19 protein-coding genes are annotated in these 19518 nt (G+C 60.4%); 5 read left to right on the top strand and 14 right to left on the bottom strand.

The features are described 5' to 3' along the window. Position 1 precedes the first annotated feature (1 nt). The 3 genes from cydD to DD236_RS04870 are packed head-to-tail and all read left to right on the top strand — an operon-like array spanning position 2 to position 5032. Positions 2–1678 carry a thiol reductant ABC exporter subunit CydD gene (gene cydD / locus DD236_RS04880; RefSeq protein WP_109093203.1) on the top strand — a complete coding sequence of 559 codons (1677 nt, stop codon included), beginning with the start codon at positions 2–4 and terminating at the stop codon, positions 1676–1678. Next, on the top strand, positions 1675–3420 hold the full coding sequence (gene cydC / locus DD236_RS04875) for a thiol reductant ABC exporter subunit CydC (protein WP_279322664.1): 1746 nt from the start codon (positions 1675–1677) through the stop codon (positions 3418–3420). Before cydD ends, cydC begins: the two co-directional genes overlap by 4 nt. After that, complete coding sequence (locus DD236_RS04870) at positions 3413–5032, top strand: GAF domain-containing sensor histidine kinase (RefSeq protein ID WP_109093202.1); 1620 nt, start codon at positions 3413–3415, stop codon at positions 5030–5032. Before cydC ends, DD236_RS04870 begins: the two co-directional genes overlap by 8 nt. Positions 5033–5068: 36 nt before the next feature. On the opposite strand, the gene DD236_RS04865 is transcribed toward DD236_RS04870, so the two are convergent. The 7 genes from DD236_RS04865 to DD236_RS04835 form a co-directional block, all read right to left on the bottom strand. After that, positions 5069–5683, bottom strand: coding sequence for a response regulator (locus DD236_RS04865; protein WP_109093297.1), 615 nt, complete (start codon positions 5681–5683; stop codon positions 5069–5071). 78 nt (positions 5684–5761) lie between these two features. Beyond that, positions 5762–6517 carry a ribonuclease III gene (gene rnc, locus DD236_RS04860; protein ID WP_109093201.1) on the bottom strand — a complete coding sequence of 252 codons (756 nt, stop codon included), beginning with the start codon at positions 6515–6517 and terminating at the stop codon, positions 5762–5764. Next, positions 6514–7095: a YceD family protein gene (locus DD236_RS04855; protein WP_109093200.1), complete on the bottom strand. Its 582-nt coding sequence runs from the start codon at positions 7093–7095 to the stop codon at positions 6514–6516. Before DD236_RS04855 ends, rnc begins: the two co-directional genes overlap by 4 nt. Next, positions 7086–7685: an ATP synthase subunit B family protein gene (locus DD236_RS04850; protein WP_109093199.1), complete on the bottom strand. Its 600-nt coding sequence runs from the start codon at positions 7683–7685 to the stop codon at positions 7086–7088. Before DD236_RS04850 ends, DD236_RS04855 begins: the two co-directional genes overlap by 10 nt. After that, the gene (coaD, locus tag DD236_RS04845; RefSeq protein WP_109093198.1) at positions 7682–8158 is read right to left on the bottom strand and encodes a pantetheine-phosphate adenylyltransferase; all 477 of its coding nucleotides are present in this window, start codon (positions 8156–8158) and stop codon (positions 7682–7684) included. Before coaD ends, DD236_RS04850 begins: the two co-directional genes overlap by 4 nt. 9 nt (positions 8159–8167) lie before the next feature. Next, entirely contained in the window at positions 8168–8749 is a 582-nt protein-coding gene (rsmD, locus tag DD236_RS04840) for a 16S rRNA (guanine(966)-N(2))-methyltransferase RsmD (RefSeq protein ID WP_109093197.1), read from the bottom strand. Between the two features lie 4 nt (positions 8750–8753). Next, positions 8754–10841 (bottom strand): ATP-dependent DNA helicase RecG, encoded by a 2088-nt coding sequence (locus tag DD236_RS04835; protein WP_243409910.1) that lies wholly within the window; start codon positions 10839–10841, stop codon positions 8754–8756. Positions 10842–11001: 160 nt separating this feature from the next. Here DD236_RS04835 and rpmB point away from each other — a divergent pair, with 160 nt between their 5' ends. Continuing rightward, entirely contained in the window at positions 11002–11193 is a 192-nt protein-coding gene (gene rpmB, locus DD236_RS04830; RefSeq protein WP_109093195.1) for a 50S ribosomal protein L28, read from the top strand. 194 nt (positions 11194–11387) lie between these two features. Here rpmB and thiL read toward each other — a convergent pair whose 3' ends face one another. From thiL to leuC, 7 genes are all read right to left on the bottom strand, one after another. Then, complete coding sequence (gene thiL / locus DD236_RS04825; protein WP_109093194.1) at positions 11388–12410, bottom strand: thiamine-phosphate kinase; 1023 nt, start codon at positions 12408–12410, stop codon at positions 11388–11390. 57 nt (positions 12411–12467) lie between these two features. After that, entirely contained in the window at positions 12468–13007 is a 540-nt protein-coding gene (locus DD236_RS04820) for an NADPH-dependent FMN reductase (RefSeq protein WP_109093193.1), read from the bottom strand. Between the two features lie 219 nt (positions 13008–13226). Further along, positions 13227–14324 (bottom strand): D-alanine--D-alanine ligase family protein, encoded by a 1098-nt coding sequence (locus DD236_RS04815; protein WP_109093192.1) that lies wholly within the window; start codon positions 14322–14324, stop codon positions 13227–13229. Next, positions 14321–15202 carry a lysophospholipid acyltransferase family protein gene (locus DD236_RS04810; protein ID WP_109093191.1) on the bottom strand — a complete coding sequence of 294 codons (882 nt, stop codon included), beginning with the start codon at positions 15200–15202 and terminating at the stop codon, positions 14321–14323. The genes DD236_RS04815 and DD236_RS04810 overlap by 4 nt, the downstream gene beginning before the upstream one ends. Positions 15203–15204: 2 nt before the next feature. Further along, the gene (gene murA, locus DD236_RS04805) at positions 15205–16527 is read right to left on the bottom strand and encodes a UDP-N-acetylglucosamine 1-carboxyvinyltransferase (protein ID WP_109093190.1); all 1323 of its coding nucleotides are present in this window, start codon (positions 16525–16527) and stop codon (positions 15205–15207) included. Between the two features lie 81 nt (positions 16528–16608). After that, complete coding sequence (leuD, locus tag DD236_RS04800; RefSeq protein ID WP_109093189.1) at positions 16609–17265, bottom strand: 3-isopropylmalate dehydratase small subunit; 657 nt, start codon at positions 17263–17265, stop codon at positions 16609–16611. A 10-nt stretch (positions 17266–17275) separates the two neighbouring features. After that, complete coding sequence (leuC, locus tag DD236_RS04795) at positions 17276–18673, bottom strand: 3-isopropylmalate dehydratase large subunit (protein ID WP_109093188.1); 1398 nt, start codon at positions 18671–18673, stop codon at positions 17276–17278. Between the two features lie 91 nt (positions 18674–18764). Between leuC and DD236_RS04790 the strand changes: the two genes are divergently transcribed. Then, the gene (locus DD236_RS04790) at positions 18765–19517 is read left to right on the top strand and encodes an IclR family transcriptional regulator (RefSeq protein ID WP_109093187.1); all 753 of its coding nucleotides are present in this window, start codon (positions 18765–18767) and stop codon (positions 19515–19517) included. Position 19518: the final 1 nt, after the last annotated feature.

The raw sequence follows: 19518 nt of genomic DNA, 5'->3' as shown, positions 1-19518 counted from the left end.
TGTGAAGCCACTAGATAAGCGCTTACTTGCCTACGCACGAGGAGCCCGATCTTATATCGGGCTCCTCGCCGTCACAGGCCTCGTTTCCGCCTGCCTTGTTATCGCTCAGTGTCTCCTGATCTCTGGAAGTATCTCCCCCGTTATTGACGGATCCAAGACATTTGCAGATGTGGCGGGATTGGTGGGCATTCTTGCCCTCGTGTTCGCCCTTCGCCTGCTCGTCACCTACCTACAGGAAGCCTACGGGCACCGCGCAGCGCTCCGCGTGATTGCGGACCTGAGGACGCAAGTGATTCGGCGCGCGGGCGATCAAGGTTCGCGCTGGCTCTCTCAGGGCCGAACCGCTTCCACCGTCACGTTAGCAACCGAGGCTCTAGACGATCTGGAACCGTACTTCGTCAAGTTCCTTCCGCAAATGATCTTGACCGCTACGGTCACGCCCCTCACCCTCGGTGTGATCCTCTGGCTCGATTGGATCAGCGCGATAGCCATCCTGATCTGCCTTCCCCTCATCCCGATCTTCATGATCTTGGTGGGACGGATGACTCAGTCCAACTCTCAGGCCCGCCTATCCTCAATGGAGCGCCTTAGCCAGCAGCTCCTCGATCTACTCGCCGGGCTCGCCACGCTCAAGGCGCTCGGCCGCGAGCAGTCCCCACGCCGCCGAGTCAAGGATCTGGGCGAGGACTACGCTGATAAAACCATGCGCACCCTGTACGTCGCTTTCCTTTCGGGCGCGGTCTTGGAGTTCCTCGCAACTCTCTCCACCGCCCTCGTAGCAGTGGAGGTTGGCCTACGGCTGGTGTACGGCAACATAGGCCTTTTCGCCGGGCTCGCCATTATCATGCTCACGCCAGAGGTGTTTAAACCTCTGCGGGAGGTGGGTTCGCAGTTCCACGCTTCGGCGGACGGTGTAGCCGCCTGTCAATCCGCCTTTGAGATTCTGGATGAGCCGCCGTTGCTCGCGGGTGATTCGAGCACCTCTCCGAAGCTGGCCCCGGATCTGCGGCGCTCCGCCATCGACATCACCGAGTTGAGCGTCGAAGCGCCCGGCCGTGCCACGATTGCTCCCGATTCTCTCAGCGCCCGCATCGAGCCGGGAACGATAACAGCCCTCAAGGGGCCGTCTGGCTCAGGAAAGTCCACTACCACCTCCGTCATCCTCAAGCTGGTACAGCCTTCCGGCGGCAGCGTGACAATAGGCGGGATAGACCTTGCTGAAATCAACAAGGAGTCACTGTGGGAACAGGTCACGTGGGTTCCGCAGCAGCCAGTGATCGTACCCGGCACCATTCTTGAAAACCTCGAACTTAGTCGGGAACACTCGGAGGATTCTCCCGCTCTGCTCAATGCCTCCAAGCTCACCGGCTTTGACGATGTAGTGGCTTCACTGCCCGATGGTTGGAACACCCTGATCGGCCAAGGCGGCGTCGGCCTTTCTGTGGGCCAACGCCAGCGGCTCGCCCTCACCCGAGCGCTCGTCACGCCGCGCCCCTTCGTGATTCTGGACGAACCTTCGGCTCACCTCGATGCGATGAGTGAGACGTTCGTATCCGCCGCTGTGCGTGCACTCGCCGCTGAAGGAACCACAGTACTGGTGATCGCACACCGAAACGCCATCCTCGAACTGGCGGACAACGTCATAGAGGTGCAAGCAAACACAGTGAGGTCCCAGTGATTACGACGATCCGCCGGGCTACCCGGCTCCTCGGCATCTCCAAGATGGGCTTCTTCCTGTCCGTGCTGGCAGGATCCGCGGGCCTCATGTGTTCGGTGGGGCTGGCTGCGATCTCCGCTTGGCTGATCGCTCGGGCATCCCAAATGCCCCCGGTGCTTGATCTAGCCGTCGCGGCCACCTCCGTGCGTGCACTCGGAGTAGGTAAGGCTGTGTTCCGCTACCTCAATCAGATCGCTGCCCATCGCGTGGCGCTGTACGGCATGGCCAACCTCCGCTCGAACGTCTACGATTCGCTCGCCGATTCACCCACCGATGTTGTCACTTCCATTCGTCGCGGCGATCTGCTCGCGCGCACCGGCCGAGACGTGGATTCTGTGGGGGATATTGTGGTGCGAGCGCTCCAACCCGCCGCGGTTGCCCTTGTGGTTTCGATCTTTTCCGTGGGAATCGTCGGTTGGCTCTCCCCTGCGATCGGCGTGGTTGTTGCCGGCGGCCTTCTCATCTCCGGGCTAGTTGGCCCCTATTTCGCCATGCGGGGCGCGCGCCTCGCCGAGAAAGCACAAATCAACGATCAGGCAGATCTCGCGGCCCAGTCGCTGGCCATGCTCGAGTCCGCCGAGGAATTACGGGTCTCGGGTCGCCTCGCTTCCATGGAAGCTGCCGCTGCCTCCACCGAAACCCGGATCTTCGCCAATCGGGATCGCGCCGCGAAGCCAGCCGCGCTGGCACCGGTGCTAGACCTGCTCGGCATGGGCATCACGACCGCTCTTGCCATTATCATCGGCACGCAGCAGGTGGCTGCCGGAACGCTCACACCCATCGAGCTGGCGGTGGTAGTCCTAACCCCGCTCTCCGCATTCGAGGCCACTCAGGCTCTGGCCAAGGCCGGCGTACAGCTGGTGGTTTCCTCCAGCGCGGCGGATCGAATCTTTTCGCTCCTCGACAAGGCGGATGCCCCGCAGGATGTCCCACCACGTCCCGCGGATACCGAGGATAGGGGCCTGGCCGCTCACGACCTCGTTATCGGTTGGCCGGGCGGCGCGGAGGTTGCCGGCCCGATCGATCTTGAGATTCAGCACGGGCAGTCCCTCGCAATTGTCGGACCATCAGGTATCGGCAAAACCACGCTGCTCTACACACTCGCAGGCATGTTGTACCCACACTCTGGCCACGTCCGTCTAGACGGGCGCGAGATCGCATACCTGCCCCGGCAAGAGGTATCCCGGTCGCTCACCCTCACCACGGAGGACGCCCACCTTTTCGAGAGCTCCGTGCTTGAGAACATCCGGATGGCCCGCGCGTCGGTAAGTGAGGCCGAAGCCCAAGAATTGCTGACGCGCGTGGGCCTCGGGGAATGGATCGCCCAACTCCCCCATGGAGTCCACACCTCCCTCGGATCGCAGGCAGCCACAGTCTCCGGCGGTGAGCGCCGGCGGCTCCTCCTCGCACGAGCGCTGGCCGCGCCCGGCGAATACCTACTGATCGACGAGCCCGGCGAACACCTCGATCCCGAAACCGCCGATTCGCTCATCCGAGATCTGCTACGCTCCGGACATCACCAAGACCCGGCGAAGGCGCGTACGGTGGTCCTTGTGACACACCGTCTGGCGCCTCTAGATGCAGCCGACCGAATCATCATGCTCTCCAAGGAATCTGCTACTGCGGGAACGCACGAGGAGCTGGCAGAGTTGGTTCCCGAGTATCGGTGGTCAATTCGTCAGGAAGGAAACGTCTATGGCTGACCTCGCCCGAGTGATTACCCGAGCCCTCGAACTCACCACGCGTCTAGATCAGCAATCCGCTCTCCAGACCTTCGTAGATTCAGCCATCGAGGTCACCAGCTGCAAGTTCGGCGCATTGGCCGTACTCGATTCGCGCGGCGAAACCCTCCAATTCGTCTTCTCCGGTATCGAGCCCTGGCTCGCGGACAAGATCGGCACGCCTCCCAAAGGGCACGGGCTATTGGGCGATATCCCGGATGATCGATACCTCATCGTCAACGATCTTAAAGGCGGCGATTACCCTCCGAACCATCCCCACCTTCACAACTTCCTCGGTGTTCCCATCCGGATTCAGGATCGCGTGTTTGGCAGGCTCTATTTGTCCGATAAAGACGGTGGGTTTACGGACGACGACGGCAACAACATGCTCCTCCTCGCCCAAGCGGCTGCAATTGCCGTGGAGAACTCCCGGTTGTACGCCGAATCCAACACGCGCGCGCAGTGGATCGCCGCATCCCGTGCCATCACCACCGCGCTGCTAGAAGGAACTGACGAGGAAGAAGCTCTCCAGCTCATCGCCAAGCAGATGCGCAGGGTATCCAAGGCCGATGCCGCCCTTATCATCCTGCCGTCAGTAGGCGATACGTGGGCATGCGAGATTTGCGACGGCGAGTACGCTAAGAACTTGATCGGCGTGGAGTTTCCCCCAGCGGGGCGTGCCCAAACCGTCATCCGCGAAGGTACCGGCCTCATCGTGGACGCCATGACCCGTCAGAAGAACCTGCTGGTTCCCGAGATTGCGCATTTCGGCGCCGCGCTGTATGCCCCCATGATGTCCAAGGGCACTCCCGAAGGTGTGATAGTCCTTCTTCGCGAGATCGGCAAGCCGGAGTTCGATCTTGCGGATCTGTCAATGGCAGAGAACGTAGCGCGTCAGGCTGCGCTGGCCCTAGAACTGGCGGGGGCACGCCTCACGCAGGCCAAGGCCGATCAACTAGAGGATCGCGCCCAGATCTCCCGCGATCTGCATGATTTTGCCATTCAACAGCTCTTTGCCTCAGGGATGGAGCTGTCCGCAGTGCGCAACGATCTGGCGGATCAGGGCGTGCCTACCTCGGTGCTTGACGGCCTCGATAAGTCGATCAATTCGATCGACGAGTCCGTGCATCAGATTCGGCAGATTATCTATTCTCTCCGTGACCCTCAGGCGACAATCCCCGTGGTGGAGCGCATCCACCGCGAGATCACCAATGCCGCCGGGTCCCTCGGCTATCACCCCACGCTAACCCTCATCAACCTAGGCGAGACCATCACATCCGGCCTCCATACGGAGGTTGATGACGAGCTGGGTTCGGACCTGGCCGATGATGTGGTCGCCGTAATTCGCGAGTGCCTATCCAACGTGGCGCGGCACGCTCATGCCACGGCGGCGGACGTAGATATCCGCATCGAGAATCACCGGATCGAAATCCGCATTACCGATAACGGGCAGGGTGTGAAAGCGGAACTCTCACGGCGCTCTGGTATCTCAAACCTGGCCGCACGCGCTAGGCGCCACCACGGTACTTTCTCCATACGCCCGAATCAGGAGGGTCCGGGCACAAGGGTGGAGTGGACGGCCACAGTCGCTTAACTCCCCGAGATTCGACGCAACCCCGGGGTGAAGGGGTTAGTTGCGCCAGCCTGCGGCCCGCTGGCCCGCAACCCACGCCGCCACCTGCGTGCGGCGCTGCAAGCCCATCTTGGACAACAGAGAGGTGATGTGGTTCTTAACCGTCTTCTCGGCCACGCCCAGCTTCTCGCCGATCTCGCGGTTGGAGAGTCCGTCACCGATGAGATCGAGCACCTTGCGCTCGGACGGGGTGAGGTCTGCTGTGGGATCGTCGTGATCAGCCCTGCGGCGTGACACCGTGCGCTCATCAAGCAGGGTGCGCCCCGCCGCGACCGCCCGGATATTTTCCGTGATTTCAGCTCCCCGCACCGATTTGAGCAGGTATGCTTTCGCTCCGGCGGTGAGCGCCTCAGCTAGGGCGTCGTCGTCGTCAAAAGAAGTCAAAACAATACAACGGGTGGTTGGCGAAATATCGGCCAGTTGCTGAATAATATCGATTCCGGTACCGTCCGGGAGCCTCAAATCAACGAGTGCCACCTCGGGGTGAACCAGCTCTCCACGGCGTACAGCTTCGGACACGCTGCCGGCCTCTGCCACAACGGAAAGCCCCTCCGCCCTATCAACAACCTCGGCGATTCCCCGCCGCACAACTTCGTGATCGTCAATAATCATGACGCGGATATCGTCAGTTGCCACGTTCTACCTCTTTCAGAATAACTACCACACTGAATTGTGCCACACTCGGACGATCTAAGCCGGTATTTCTGGGCCTGAAGGCCCAACTTGATCGGCGCGAACTGGCGCGCCCTGCTCCGGGTACTGCTCGGGAATGTCCTGAACCAAGAGCCGATAGGAAGCCTCCGCAGCGGCATGCCGCGCATTCTTCTGGTTCGAACCTGTGCCGGTCCCCCACGTGCGCCCGCCCATCTGGGCCACTGCTGTGAAGACAAGCGCATGATCTGGGCCTTCGCTCGTCATGTCGAACAACATCGTGCCCTCCATGCCACGCGCATGGGCAACCTCCTCGAAGCTGGTTTGCCAATCGAGGTTGGGCCCTAGCATGCTGGCATCCTTGATCTTCTGATCAACCAGGCGCTCCACGACCTTCCGCGTGGGCTCCATGCCATGCTGGAGGTACGTTGCCGCGATCAGCGCTTCCATCGTGTCCGAAAGAATCGAATCCTTGTCCCGGCCACCGCTCTTGTCCTCACCCTTGCCCAGGCGTATGAACTGCCCTAACTCCAACTCTCGCGCAATGTCCGCGAGCCCCTTCTCCGAGGCCGCGTACCACTTGATCTGGGTCAGGTGGCCCTCGGGCAGGTCCGGGAAATCGCGGTAGGCGCGTTCGGCAACGATGAGGTTGAGCACCGAATCGCCCAGAAACTCTAGGCGCTCGTTGTGTGGTTCATCGTGTTCAAAGGCAAAGCTGCGGTGCGTGAGGGCGCGGCGCAGGAGCGGGCGGTTGATATCGATACCCCACCGGGCAATCAGGTCCCGATAGCTCACGCCTGATCCTGTTCGCTCTCATCGGCTCCCATCTGATCGGCTTCCATCTGTGCCTGAAGGGCCGCGAGGCCATCAAAGCGTGAATCGAAGTGATCGTGGTGGTGATCTTCGGGCAGATCATCCCAGCGCTCCCCACATTCGGGGCAGAGCCCCGGGCAGTCCGGACGGCACAACGGGCGGAACGGGAGGTTCGGGACGATGGAATCACGGAGCATGGCTTCCAGATCGAACGAATCGTCAACGATCTCTTGGGACTCCTCCACTTCCTCATCGCCTTCCTCCAAGAAAGCGGCCTTGCGCTCAGGATAGTAGACCAGTTCAGTGATCTGCTCGCGGTAGGCATCCTCAATATCGCGCAGGCACCGGGCACATTGGCCCACCAAGTGCACATCCGCGGTTCCCTGCACCAGCACGCCCTCAGATACCGATTGCAGCAGCAGATCGATGTGCATCGGGGAACCTTCGGGAACCTTGAGCAGCTCTAGGCCAAACTCTGGAGGTGCGGGGATGTCATTGACCCACGGCTGAGACGAACCCTCCTGGCGTGGAAGGCTCGCAACCGAAACAGTTACTGCCATTCTTCTTCCTTCTCTGTAAGTTCTTCGTCTTCTTCCCTACCGCGGTCCGAAAGCACGTTGCGCCCAGCCATGATCTGGCCGACGAGCGAATCGATGCGCCCCTGAACAGTTTGGTTGAGGGAATCGAGCTCATTGCCGATCGAGGAGACCTGCTCTTGGAGTGCTAAGAGGGAATTATCCGAATAGGTATCGGCGCCGGCAGCAAGCTTATCCGCGTGAGACTTTGCATCGTCAACAATTCGCTGTGCGCGTGCCTTCGCGGCGATCGTGATGGCATCCTGGGAAACAAGGCGTGCGGCCTGCTCCCGCGCCTGCGCAATGGCCTCTTCTGCGTCCTTCTGCGCCTGCTCCAAAATATCGTCTGCGCGGCCCTGCGCCTGGGAGCGCATGCCCTCCGCGTCGGCTAGGAGACCATCCGCCACGCGGATCTGATCCGGCACCTGATCTCGGGCCGTTGCCAGAAGATCAAGGATTTCGGAACGATTCACCATGGCCGAAGCGGACATCGGGACCGCCCGGGCGTTCTCCACCAGTTCCGTCAGCTCATCGAGGATCGCGACGAGCGAGGCGCCCTCAGATTCCTTATTCATCGGTTCTCCTTCTTGTGGAGCGCCTCCGCCACGTGGGAAGGCACTAGATCATCAATTTTACCGCCGTGATGGGCCACGTCCTTAACCATCGAGGAGGCGATGTGTCCCATTGCAGGATTTCCCATGACAAACACGGTCTCAATACCCGTCAGATGCCTGTTCATCAGGGCCATGGCCTGCTCACCATCAAAATCTGCCGCGCCCCGCAAGCCCTTGACGATCGCCGAGGCGCCCACCTGCCGGCAGAACTCTGCAATCAGGCCGGAGTGGGCCTGCACCGAGACGTTCGGCCGATCCGCGAGGGCGCGCACGGCAAGCTCCACGCGTTCATTTTCGCTGAACAGACACGACTTCACGTGATTAACTGCCACCACAACGATGACCTCATCAAACATGGCCGCTGCACGATCGATTACGTCCAGATGACCCAACGTCAAAGGATCGTAAGATCCGGGACATACGGCGATACTCATGTCTCCAGCCTACTGGGAGGTATCGGTAACCCTGTTGTTTACTGATGGGTGTTGCGTCACCTGCCCCGTCCAGGCGCGGGTATCGCCCCACTTTTTCTCAGAGGTGAGTTCCATGCCGGCAGGCCAAGTGGGCTCCGGGGATCGCGAGGAACGCTCCACCACGATCGCCGCATCGTGAGCCAGATGTGGGAGGAGACCCTCGAGCACCTCCGTGAGCTTGTTTTCCGGTAGATCGTAAGGCGGATCGAGGAACGCGAGGTCGTAGGCTCGGTTGGCTGGGAGCTTCACCCACGTTTCCGCCTTTTGATTTGTGACAACAACGGGTAGGTCAACCGCATTCTGGCGGATCAGCGCGGCCGCCTTGGGCGCTGATTCCACGCATTCAACGTAGATGGCCCCGCGCGAGGCGGCCTCGATGCCGAGCGCGCCGGAGCCCGCGTAGAGGTCCAGCACTTCGCAGCCATCAATAAACCCGCGATGTTCCAGACTAGAGAACATGGCCTCGCGTACCCTCTCAGAGGTTGGACGAGTTCCTGACGCTGGCACCTTGAGGATCCGTCCTTTCGCACGGCCCGCTACCACTCGAGTCATCGTCCTATCCCTTCTCTAAGTAGTCCGCACGCTCGAGGAGCGCCACTTCATCGGCCAGTGCTGGTGGAAGCGGCTCCAGAACAAGGTGGCGCGCGGCAGTTCGTGCCACTTCGATGATGTCCATATCTTTGAGGACCGAGAGGAATTGGAGATGGGAGACGCCGCCGGATTGGCTAGCCCCCAACACATCACCCTCGCTGCGAAGGCGGAGATCTTCTTCGGCCAGAGCGAAGCCATCCGTGGTGGAGGCGAATGCATCAAGGCGGGCTCTGGCAAGTGTGCCATCAGGCACGCCCGTGACAGCTAGGCAGAGCCCGGGAGCACTGCCCCGGCCAATTCGCCCGCGGAGCTGGTGAAGCTGGGATAGCCCGAACCGATCGGCATCCATGATGATCATGAGAGTCGCCTGACGAACATCAACGCCCACCTCGATCACGGTGGTGGACACTAGAACGGGAACTCGGCCAGTCGCAAACTCCTCCATCGCCTGGGCCTTCTCGTCTTGGCCCATTTGACCGTGAATCACGCCGATCCCAATGCCGGCTAGCGCAGAATCAGCGCGCAGGTTCGTGGCGGTCTCCGTGACGGAGGCCTGGCCTTCCTCCGGGTCAATGCGCGGGCACACCACGTAGGCACGCCCGCCGCCGTCCACTTCTTCTCTGGCACGCTGCCAAACTCGATTCATCCAGACGGGGTTAGCCGCGGGGACGATCGTTGTGGTTATCCCAGCACGCCCGGCAGGAAGCTCGCGTAACGTCGAAACGTCCAGGTCTCCAAACACACTCATCGCGATGGTGCGCGGGATCGGAGTTGCCGTCATGACAAGGGTATGAACGCCGGACGCCAAACGATCACGCTGATCCACGCCAAAGCGGTGTTGCTCGTCAATGACGGCAAGCCCAAGGAACGGGATCTGAACGTCTTCGGACAAGAGCGCGTGCGTGCCCACAATGAGCCCCGCCTGCCCCGAGGCGATCCGCGCCAAGGTACGGCGCCGGGTCGCGGCCGTGAGCGATCCCGTCAAGATCTCCAGACCCACGTCCATGACGTGCTGTGGGCCCAACAACGCTTCGATGGTGCGCAGATGCTGCCATGCGAGAACTTCGGTTGGCGCAAGCAGCGCCGCCTGACCGCCAGAGTCAATCACTTGGAGCATCGCACGTAGCGCCACTACGGTTTTTCCTGCGCCCACATCACCTTGAAGCAGGCGCTGCATTGGTATCTGGCGCGCTAAGTCCGCCGCGATCTCCCGGCCAACCGCACGCTGGCCGTCCGTGAGTGTGTAGGGAAGCTGGGCATCGAAGGCTTCCAAGAGCTTGCCGCCTTGATCCGCGTAGGGCTTGACCGCATGTTCCCGGGCCCGCCTACCCCGTTCGGCGAGGGCCGTCTGAAGCACCAGTGCTTCTTGGTGTTTCATCCGGAGCCTGGCGCGCTCCCATGGATCCACATCCTGAGGGTGATGGAGGATCTGGATCGCCTCGAAGAGCCCGGGCAGTCCGTTTGCTTCGCGGTAGGCGGCGGGCAGAGGATCCGGAAAATCTGCTTCGCTCAACGTGGGCAGAACGGTCTCTACCGCTTTCTCGATCTTCCAAGACGGCAGCTTTTCCGCGGCATGATAGATCGGGATTGGCCGGCCCATCTTCTCCGAATCTGGCTCATCGTATTCGGGATGCGAGAGCTGGAGTTGGCCGCGGTACGAGCCCACGGTGCCCGAGAACGTTGCAACGGTGCCCGGTGCCAGCCGCCGCTCGTGATATTGAAGGGGCCGAGGACTCTTCGCGAAGAATGTCAGAGACAGATCGTTTTCGCCGTCCGTAACCTCGATGGTGAGGATGAAACCGCGCCGCGAGTTCATCGGGCGGAGGTTCACGGAAAGCACGCGCGCAATCACTGTGACCGATTCGCCCTCAGTTACCTGCGAAATCGGCATCAGTTCACCGCGCTTGGCCAGCCGGAAAGGAAAGTGATAAACGAGATCACGAACGGTCTTGAGCCCGATCTTCGCCAGCGCATTCGCGCTTCGCTTGCCAAGTACCCGTTCGAGAGGCCGGGACATACCCGTCCAATCGTCACTTGCTACTGCACCTGCCACCGCGGCTCCCTTCCGCGCCAATCTTACAGGTGCGCTATACCACTGGGAACTCAGCTTGGAACTTCTCCGCCCGCGCGCATATACTAGTTCAGTTGCCATTCGTGAGAATGGCGTTTAGGAGACGCCGCTGGCGTCCCGTCAGCGATTGAAGGAGAAAACCGTGGCCTCTGTATGCGACGTCTGTGGCAAGCATCCCAGCTTCGGCAAGAGCGTCTCGCACTCCCACGTGCGTACCAGCCGCCGTTGGAACCCGAACATTCAGCGCGTTCGCGCCATCGTCAAGGGCGCTCCCAAGCGTTTGAATGTCTGCACCTCATGCCTCAAGGCAGGCAAGGTTCAGCGGGCAATCTGAGCGAGTATTGAGAAAAGGCCGTACCTGAGAGGGTGCGGCCTTTTTGTTGTCTGGCGCCATCTCACGATTGCGTTAGATCCCTGAGTGGTGATGAGTTGCTGACGTTGCCGTCGGTATTAATTACCACGACGGGACTTCCCTCGCAGCCGAGCCCAACGAAAAATAGAGTTCGCGTCAGATCCCTCGGTAGATGGCTAGCCCTGGAAATGGTCCCACCCGCCGCCGTACTCCACGGTGCGACCATCCACAGTGATGAACCCTCCGGCATGAGCCTCGCGTACCTCGCCAATGCGGCTGAAGCCCTCGGGCAGCGCCAGAGTATGGGGCCCCCAGGCGCGCTCAGCTGGCCGCTCAAGGGTGGCGAGGAATCCGTGGTCCTCGCCCCCGGTCAAAACCGCTTTCATCGCCCACTCCCATGGATCGGAGAGTCCCAGCCGGCGCGCAACCGGGATCAGCACCTCAACGTGCTGTTCAAGGTAGCTGGACCGGATATCGATCCAGACATTCGAGGCTTTTGCCATGCGCCGAGCATCCCGGATGAGGCCATCGGACACGTCCATCATGGCGCCGATTCGGTTCTCGCGGCAGGCATCGAGTGCTTGCGCCAACGGAGGCTTGGGGCGAAGGAAATCGTCGATGAGGCCAGTCTGGGTAGGCGGGAGGACGCCCGTTTCTCGCGTATAACCACGCTCGAGCAGCTTCAAGCCCGCACAGCCTCGCCCAAGAACTCCGCAGTGGATGAGGGCCTGACCAGGGCGGGCGGCGGAGCGCAGCCGAGGCTCGCGCCGCTCTAGATCCCCCATAACGGTGACGGACACAGTCAGCGTCTCGCTAGCCACGAGATCCCCACCGTCCACGCCACACCCGGTGCTGGCACAGGCCTCGGCCAGCCCTCGTGCGAAGCCCTCAAGCCAAGAAACGGGAAGATTGCCAGGTAGTCCCATAGAAACAACGACAGTGCGCGGCATAGCACCCATAGCCGCCGCATCTGCGAGGTTTTGCATGGCTGCACGCCAGCCAACATCGGTCCCGCTGGACCAATCACGACGAAAGTGGTGTCCCTCCACGAGCATGTCCGTTGAGACAGCATAGCGCCCATCGGGGGCGGGAATCACAGCGCAATCATCCCCGGACGGCACAATCACACCTTCCGCGTGCGGAAGGTGTGGGGTGATGACGGACAGCAAATCGTCCTCGGTCAGATCCCTGACGTACATGGTTCCATCATGCCATCTGGCCTGCCCGAGGACGATTCGATCAAGTGTCGCGTGGCTCTACTTGTGAGCCTCAATGAACTTGACTGCGGCGTTGACCCACTGGGAAACGACTTCGCGCCCGCCATCGTTGATGCCACCGTCTGGGGTGATCTCTGCCTGTATGCCGCTGATGTATGCCTCGGGCTGGCCCATCACCAGCGCACCAGTGAACAACAGGGAGGAACGAAGCTGGCGCTGGGCAACGGCCGTGCCGATACCGGAAGGCGAAACACCGATCGTCGCTACGGGCTTACCTGCAAGGGAGAGCTGGCCGTAAGGCCGCGAGGCCCACTCGAGGGCGTTGTGTAGAGAAGCGGAGAAGGTACGGTTGTGTTCGGGCGTCACGAAGATGATGCCATCGGCTCCCTCAATTTCAGCCTTCAGATCAAGGGCAATCTGCGGGTAGTTAGCATCGAAATCGCGATTGTAGAGTGGCAGATCCTTGATCGGGATCTCGAAAAACTCCACGTCCTCTGGCGCCTCCTCAACCAGAACCTTGGATAGTCCGCGGTTCAGGGACTGTTCGGACAGGCTTCCAATGATGTAACCGATCTTCATATCAAACCTTTCGATTGTTCTTACGAGATACAGGGTCACGATGCCCTCGCGGGCATCGGGCGACCTTATTCAAAGTCAAAGGGGCCAGAGTAATTCCCGGCCCCGTTACATACATTAGTTTAAGGTTCAATAGTTCCACGCCAAAACGAATTCCGAAAAAGTGGGGATACAAACAATCATCGAAGGAGGGAATAGGGAGCCGATCGCGCCAAGAGCTTCTTAGCGTAGGCCGACGGGCCGCTCGAGAGCGAGATCAATGAGTTCATCGATCAGCGCGGTATATGCCAGCCCGGTCTTCTCCCAGAGCACGGGGTACATCGAGAAAGCTGTAAAGCCAGGGATCGTGTTGTGTTCATTCACGAAGATCTGCCCGTCCTCCGTCAGGAAGAAGTCAACGCGGGTCATACCCTCACATTCGAAGGCATCGAATACCGCGATCGCCATTGCTCGCATGGCGTCGGCTACCCCTTCTGGAACGTTAGCGGGGATCTCCATGTGGAAGCCCTCTGTTTCCACATACTTCGTCTCGTAGTCATACCACTGAGTATCAAGCGCGATCTCGCCAAGCACTGAAGCGCGAGCAGGATCATCCCCGTGACCACCCAACACGGCACACTCGATTTCACGTCCGGCTACACCCTGCTCAATGAGAACCTTGGGATCTACTTTTTGGGCAGATTCAACCGCGGCTGGAAGGTCCTCGATGCGCTCCACCCGGCTGATACCAAGCGAGGAACCCGCGCGAGCGGGCTTCACAAAGACTGGCCACGTGAGAAGATCCTGAGCTTCCCTCAGGATGAGATCACGCTCGTGACGCCAACGCTTGGACGTTGCCAACACATAGGGAACAACGGGAAGGTTCGCAGCCTCAAGCACAACCTTCATATAGTGCTTGTCCATGCCAGCGGCTGAAGCAAAGACGCCGTCTCCCACATAGGAAAGGCCAGCCATCTCGAGCAGCCCCTGAATGGTACCGTCCTCCCCGAAAGGGCCATGTAGAAGGGGAAATGCCACGTCCACTGCGTATGCATCAACCCGCTCGGTCCCCACGCGGTATACCACGCAGCCATCTTCGCCGCTTCCAATCACCATACGGTCGGTAGACTCGGGTACTTCACCGTGCGGACCGGCCTGTTCTAGTTCCTCCGGATTAACTGTCCCGGGAACCCACGTACCATCCTTGCGAATGCCGATTGGCAGAACCTCGTACTTGTTCGGGTCCATCGCCCGCATCACGGATGCCGCTGTTAGGCAGGAAACGGAGTGTTCCCCGGAAGTGCCGCCGTAGATGAGTGCGACTCTAACCCGTGTTGTCATTTTCTGCGCCTTCCCATGTAATACCCTGCTAATGCTACGCAGCCAAGTCCCGCTGCGCCAAAGGAGCGCAGGCGCGTGCCGCGATTCTTGGCTCGTGCCTGATTGCGGGCATCAATCTTGTTGTAGGGATCCCCGTTCTTCTCCCGGTCCCATCGCGGTTCGCGCGGCACCCCCGGCCGCAACTCCGTAAGTTCGCTGGTAATGGCAGCCATCAGGCATTCGGTGGCCTCGGACAGCAGGTCGCGAGTGACCACTCTCCCCCGGAAGCCACTCAGATCCACGGGCTGCCCGAACCGCACACGCACGCTCGTGCGGCCGCACCCAATCGCCCGCCAATCAATCTTGCCACTCCACTTATTGATGAGCTCCTCATTGCCCCAGTGGGCAAAGGGAACCACTACGGCCTCCGGGTGCTCAAGAGCGAGGCGCACAGCGCCCGTCTTGGCGCGCATCGGCCACTGCTCCGGGTCCCGGGTGAAGGTTGCCTCGGGAAACATGAGGACGCTACCGCCACTGCCAATCACATCCGAGAGCTCGCCCAGAGTGGAGAGCGAACTACCATCAGCGGGAGTGCTAAGAACGCCCGGGCGATACACCGGCACCTGCCCGAGTTGCCTAAGAGCCCATCCAAGCACCGGAATGGTGAAAAGATCCGCTTTGGCCGCAGTATGTGGGATAACCCCAGCCTCGTACAGGGCAACAGCGGCCACGGGCCCGTCCAAGTGCGACGTATGGTTTCCCACAGCAATGATGGGGCGCCCAGCCGGAAGATTCTCGGCGCCCTCCACTTGCATATCCTGAATCGCGTGCATGGCCCACCGCACCGGTGGCGCCAGTACCCGCATGAGCGGCGGCTGTTTAGCCCCCTCCGCCACCATGATTAGGCGATTTTCTCCGCATTAGCTCCTAGGCACCGCAGCTTATGCATGAAGTGTTCGTACCCGCGATCGATGATGTCGATTCCGGAGATGATGGAAGTTCCCTCAGCAGCCAACGCGGCAATAAGGTAAGAGAATCCGCCACGAAGATCGGGCACCTCAACATCGGCCGCGTGGAGAGGCGATGGCCCCTGAATCACAGCCGAGTGGTAGAAGCTGCGCTGTCCGAAGCGGCATTGGAGCCCGCCCAAACACTCGCGGTAGGTTTGAATGTGGGCACCCATGTCCGTGAGCGCCTTTGTGAATCCAAATCGATTCTCATAGACGGTCTCGTGAACGATGGAGATTCCATCGGCCTGAGTCAGCGCAACCACCAGCGGCTGCTGCCAGTCCGTCATGAAACCGGGATGAACATCCGTCTGTAGAGGAATGGAACGAAGAGCACCACCGGGATGCCAGAAGCGGATGCCTTCATCGCGCACCTCAAACTGGCCGCCAACCTTGCGGAACACGTTGAGGAAGCTCATCATGTTCTGCTGCTCGGCCCCACGGATAATGATGTCTCCATGCGTGGCCAGTGCCGCCGAAGCCCATGAACCAGCCTCAATCCGGTCAGCGAGCGCGGTGTGCGTGTATCCCTGAAGCGAATCCACACCCTCGATCATGATGGTGCGATCGGTATCCACAGAGATGATTGCACCCATCTTCTGCAGCACAGCAATAAGATCGTAAATCTCCGGCTCGACGGCCGCGTTCGAAAGCTCGGTAACACCCTCAGCCATGACGGCCGTCAGCAGGGTCTGCTCGGTGGCACCAACGGAAGGATACGGGAGGTGAACGGGCTTAGCCTTAAGCCCGCGCGGAGCCACTAGGTGCATCCCGCCCTTTTCCTGAACCCGTCGGGCCCCGAAATCTTCGAGCACCTGCATGTGGAAATCTACGGGACGGTCCCCGATATGGCAGCCGCCCAGATCGGGGATAAACGCCTCGCCTAGGTTGTGAAGAAGCGGGCCCGCGAAAAGGATCGGAATGCGGGAGGATCCGGCTAGGCGGTCCATCTCCACAGGATCATCCGGAAGTGAGATACGCCCGGGCGTGATAGCAAGGCGGCCTTCTTCCTGATCGTAATCAACCTCTACGCCGTGTAAGCGCAACAGATCGGAAACAACGTCAACATCCCGGATCAGCGGTACGTTACGCAGGACGGAGGTATCGGATGAGAGCAACGCGGCAACCATCGCTTTTGATACGAAGTTTTTCGCGCCTCTCACGCTGATTTCACCGGTGAGTGGTGAACCGCCAACTACGCGCAGCTTTGCAGCCATAACCGTCCCTTCAGGCACTTCCCTAACCACACTAGACTATATGACTTCGGGAGTTGCTTGTATCGGTTAGGTCACCACAGCTCAGCTGAGCGCTGATTCCTCCCCCACCGGACGCGCCGAAACCACCGGCACGCTGGGCAAGTGCTTCTTTGGCAGAGTCTTCGGTTTGTAGGAAGGGCGAGTCTTCTCATAGGCCGTAATGTCCGCCTCATCCTGAAGGGTGAGGCCGATATCGTCCAGTCCCTCCATCAGCCGCCACTGCGTGTAATCATCAATTTCGAAGGAACACGTAAAGCCGCCGCAGGTGAGAGACTTGTTCGGCAAGTCGACGGAGATTTCGAGGCCGGGCTCGTTTTCGAGGAGCTTCCACAGTTGCTCTATATCTTCTTGGGCGACGACGCCGGCAACCAACCCTTGTTTGCCGGAATTACCACGGAAGATGTCCGCGAACCTCGGGGCAAAGACAGCCTTAAAGCCATAATCTTTCAAAGCCCATACCGCGTGCTCGCGGGAAGAGCCCGTACCGAAATCGGAGCCAGCCACGAGGACCGATCCTCGGGAGTACTCCTCCTGATTCAGGACGAAGTCAGGATCCTTGCGCAGGGAAGAAAAGAGAGCATCCTCGAATCCTGTGCGGGAGATCCTCTTAAGATAAACGGCTGGAATGATCTGATCGGTATCCACCTCGGACCGCCGGAGTGGAACGCCGATGCCGGTGTGTGTTGAGAACTTCTCCATGATGGTCCTTTCAGTCCAAATCTGCCGGTGTTGAGAGAGTGCCACGGATGGCGGTTGCTGCTGCAACAAGCGGAGAAACGAGGTGGGTACGCCCGCCGGGTCCCTGACGTCCCATGAAGTTACGGTTGGATGTGGAGGCCGCACGCTCACCCGGGGTGAGCTGATCGGGGTTCATGCCAAGACACATGGAGCATCCGGCGTTACGCCACTCAGCTCCGAAATTAAGGAAGACCTGGTCAAGCCCCTCGGCCTCGGCCTGAAGGCGCACACGGGCGGAGCCGGGAACCACCATGACGCGAACGCTATCCGCCTTCTTCTGGCCCTTGATTACGCCGGCCACGTTGCGCAGATCCTCAATACGTCCATTGGTGCACGATCCGATAAATACGGTGTCCACGGCAATATCTCGCATTGGGGTGCCGGGCACTAGGCCCATGTATTCGAGTGCGCGCTCGGCGGCGTGGCGCTCTGTCTCGTCACCCATCTCGGCGGGCTCAGGCACGGTCTCGGAGATCTGAACTCCTTGGCCTGGGTTAGTCCCCCACGTGACAAACGGCTCCAAGTCAGAGGCGTCAAGATCCACAACCGTATCGAACGTAGCATCATCATCGGAGGGCAACGTCTTCCAGTAGGCAACGGCTGCGTCCCAATCCTCGGGAGCGTTCGGACGGCCCTTGATGTACTCGAACGTGGTCTCATCCGGGGCCACCATGCCGGCGCGCGCGCCTGCCTCAATCGACATGTTGCAGATGGTCATGCGCGCTTCCATGGAGAGCGAGCGGATGGCCTCGCCACGGTATTCAATCACGTGGCCCTGGGCGCCGTTCGTTCCGATCTTCGCGATGATCGCCAGAATGATGTCCTTGGCGGTAGTGCCCGGCTTGAGCTTGCCGTTGACATTGATGGCCATGGTCTTGAACGGGTTAAGAGGGAGCGTCTGTGTGGCAAGCACGTGCTCCACCTCAGAGGTACCAATCCCCAACGCGAGCGCCCCAAAAGCACCGTGCGTGGAGGTATGCGAATCGCCACACACGATCGTCATGCCTGGCTGGGTGATGCCCAGCTGCGGGCCAACCACGTGAACGATGCCCTGATCGGCGTTACCTAGTGAATAGATCGGAACGCCAAATTCCTCACAGTTCTTGCGCAGCTGATCAATCTGAGCGCGGGAGGTCTTATCCGCAATAGGCAGATCAATGTTGAGAGTGGGGGTGTTGTGATCCTCGGTGGCAAGAGTCTGATCTGGCCGTCGAACCGGACGGCCCGCTAGTCGAAGCCCCTCAAAAGCCTGAGGACTTGTCACTTCGTGGACCAATTGCAAATCGATGTAAAGCAGATCAGGGCGTCCATTATCCCCGTGCTTCACGATATGATCGCTCCAAACCTTCTCAGCCAAGGTGCGGCTCATGTGCTGACTCCCTCTCTCGTCTCACTAGATTCGCGCTAACTCACAGGTCTCCGCACTTGCATCTCACCTGTTGGGATGACAATATCAAGTCATGGACAATTCTACTGAGGAATCTGGCTCCGGGGTAGGCGTACTCGATAAGGCGGCATCCGTCTTAAGCGCGCTCGAATCCGGCCCCCAAACGTTGGCCCAACTTGTCACGGCAACCCACCTTGCCCGCCCCACCGCTCACCGCTTGGCTGTTGCCCTCGAATACCACCGTCTCGTAGCTCGGGATATGCAGGGCCGTTTTGTGCTCGGGCCACGCTTGGGCGAGCTTGCGTCCTCTGCGGGCGAAGACCGTCTGCTTGCCGCAGCCACCCCAGTTCTTATCGCGCTACGCGATCACACCGGCGAGTCCGCGCAACTCTTCCGCCGTCAAGGCGAGCAGCGCATCTGCGTTGCCGCCGCAGAGCGGACCATGGGCCTTCGCGATTCCATTCCCGTGGGGGCCACACTTTCCATGAAGGCTGGTTCGGCAGCGCAAGTCCTGCTCGCCTGGGAGGAACCCGATCGCCTCCACCGTGGCCTGCACGGCGCGAGCTTCACCGCCACCAATCTTTCCGCCGTGCGCCGGCGTGGCTGGGCACAGTCCGTGGGCGAACGCGAACCTGGCGTCGCCTCCATCTCCGCTCCGGTGCGCGGGCCATCCGGTCGCGTGATCGCCGCCGTGTCCATCTCTGGGCCGATCGAGCGCATGGGCCGCCAACCCGGGCGCCAACACGCTGCCGCCGTAGTGACATCCGCCAAGCGGCTCACCGATGTCCTGCAAACCACCGAAGGCCTCGCACCACATAGTATGTAGG

This window comes from Ancrocorticia populi (assembly GCF_003123745.1).
In the GTDB taxonomy this organism is placed as follows: Bacteria; Actinomycetota; Actinomycetes; order Actinomycetales; family Actinomycetaceae; genus Ancrocorticia; species Ancrocorticia populi.
Note: the sequence above shows the minus strand (reverse complement) of the source record. Positions and strands in the feature narration are given on the sequence as shown.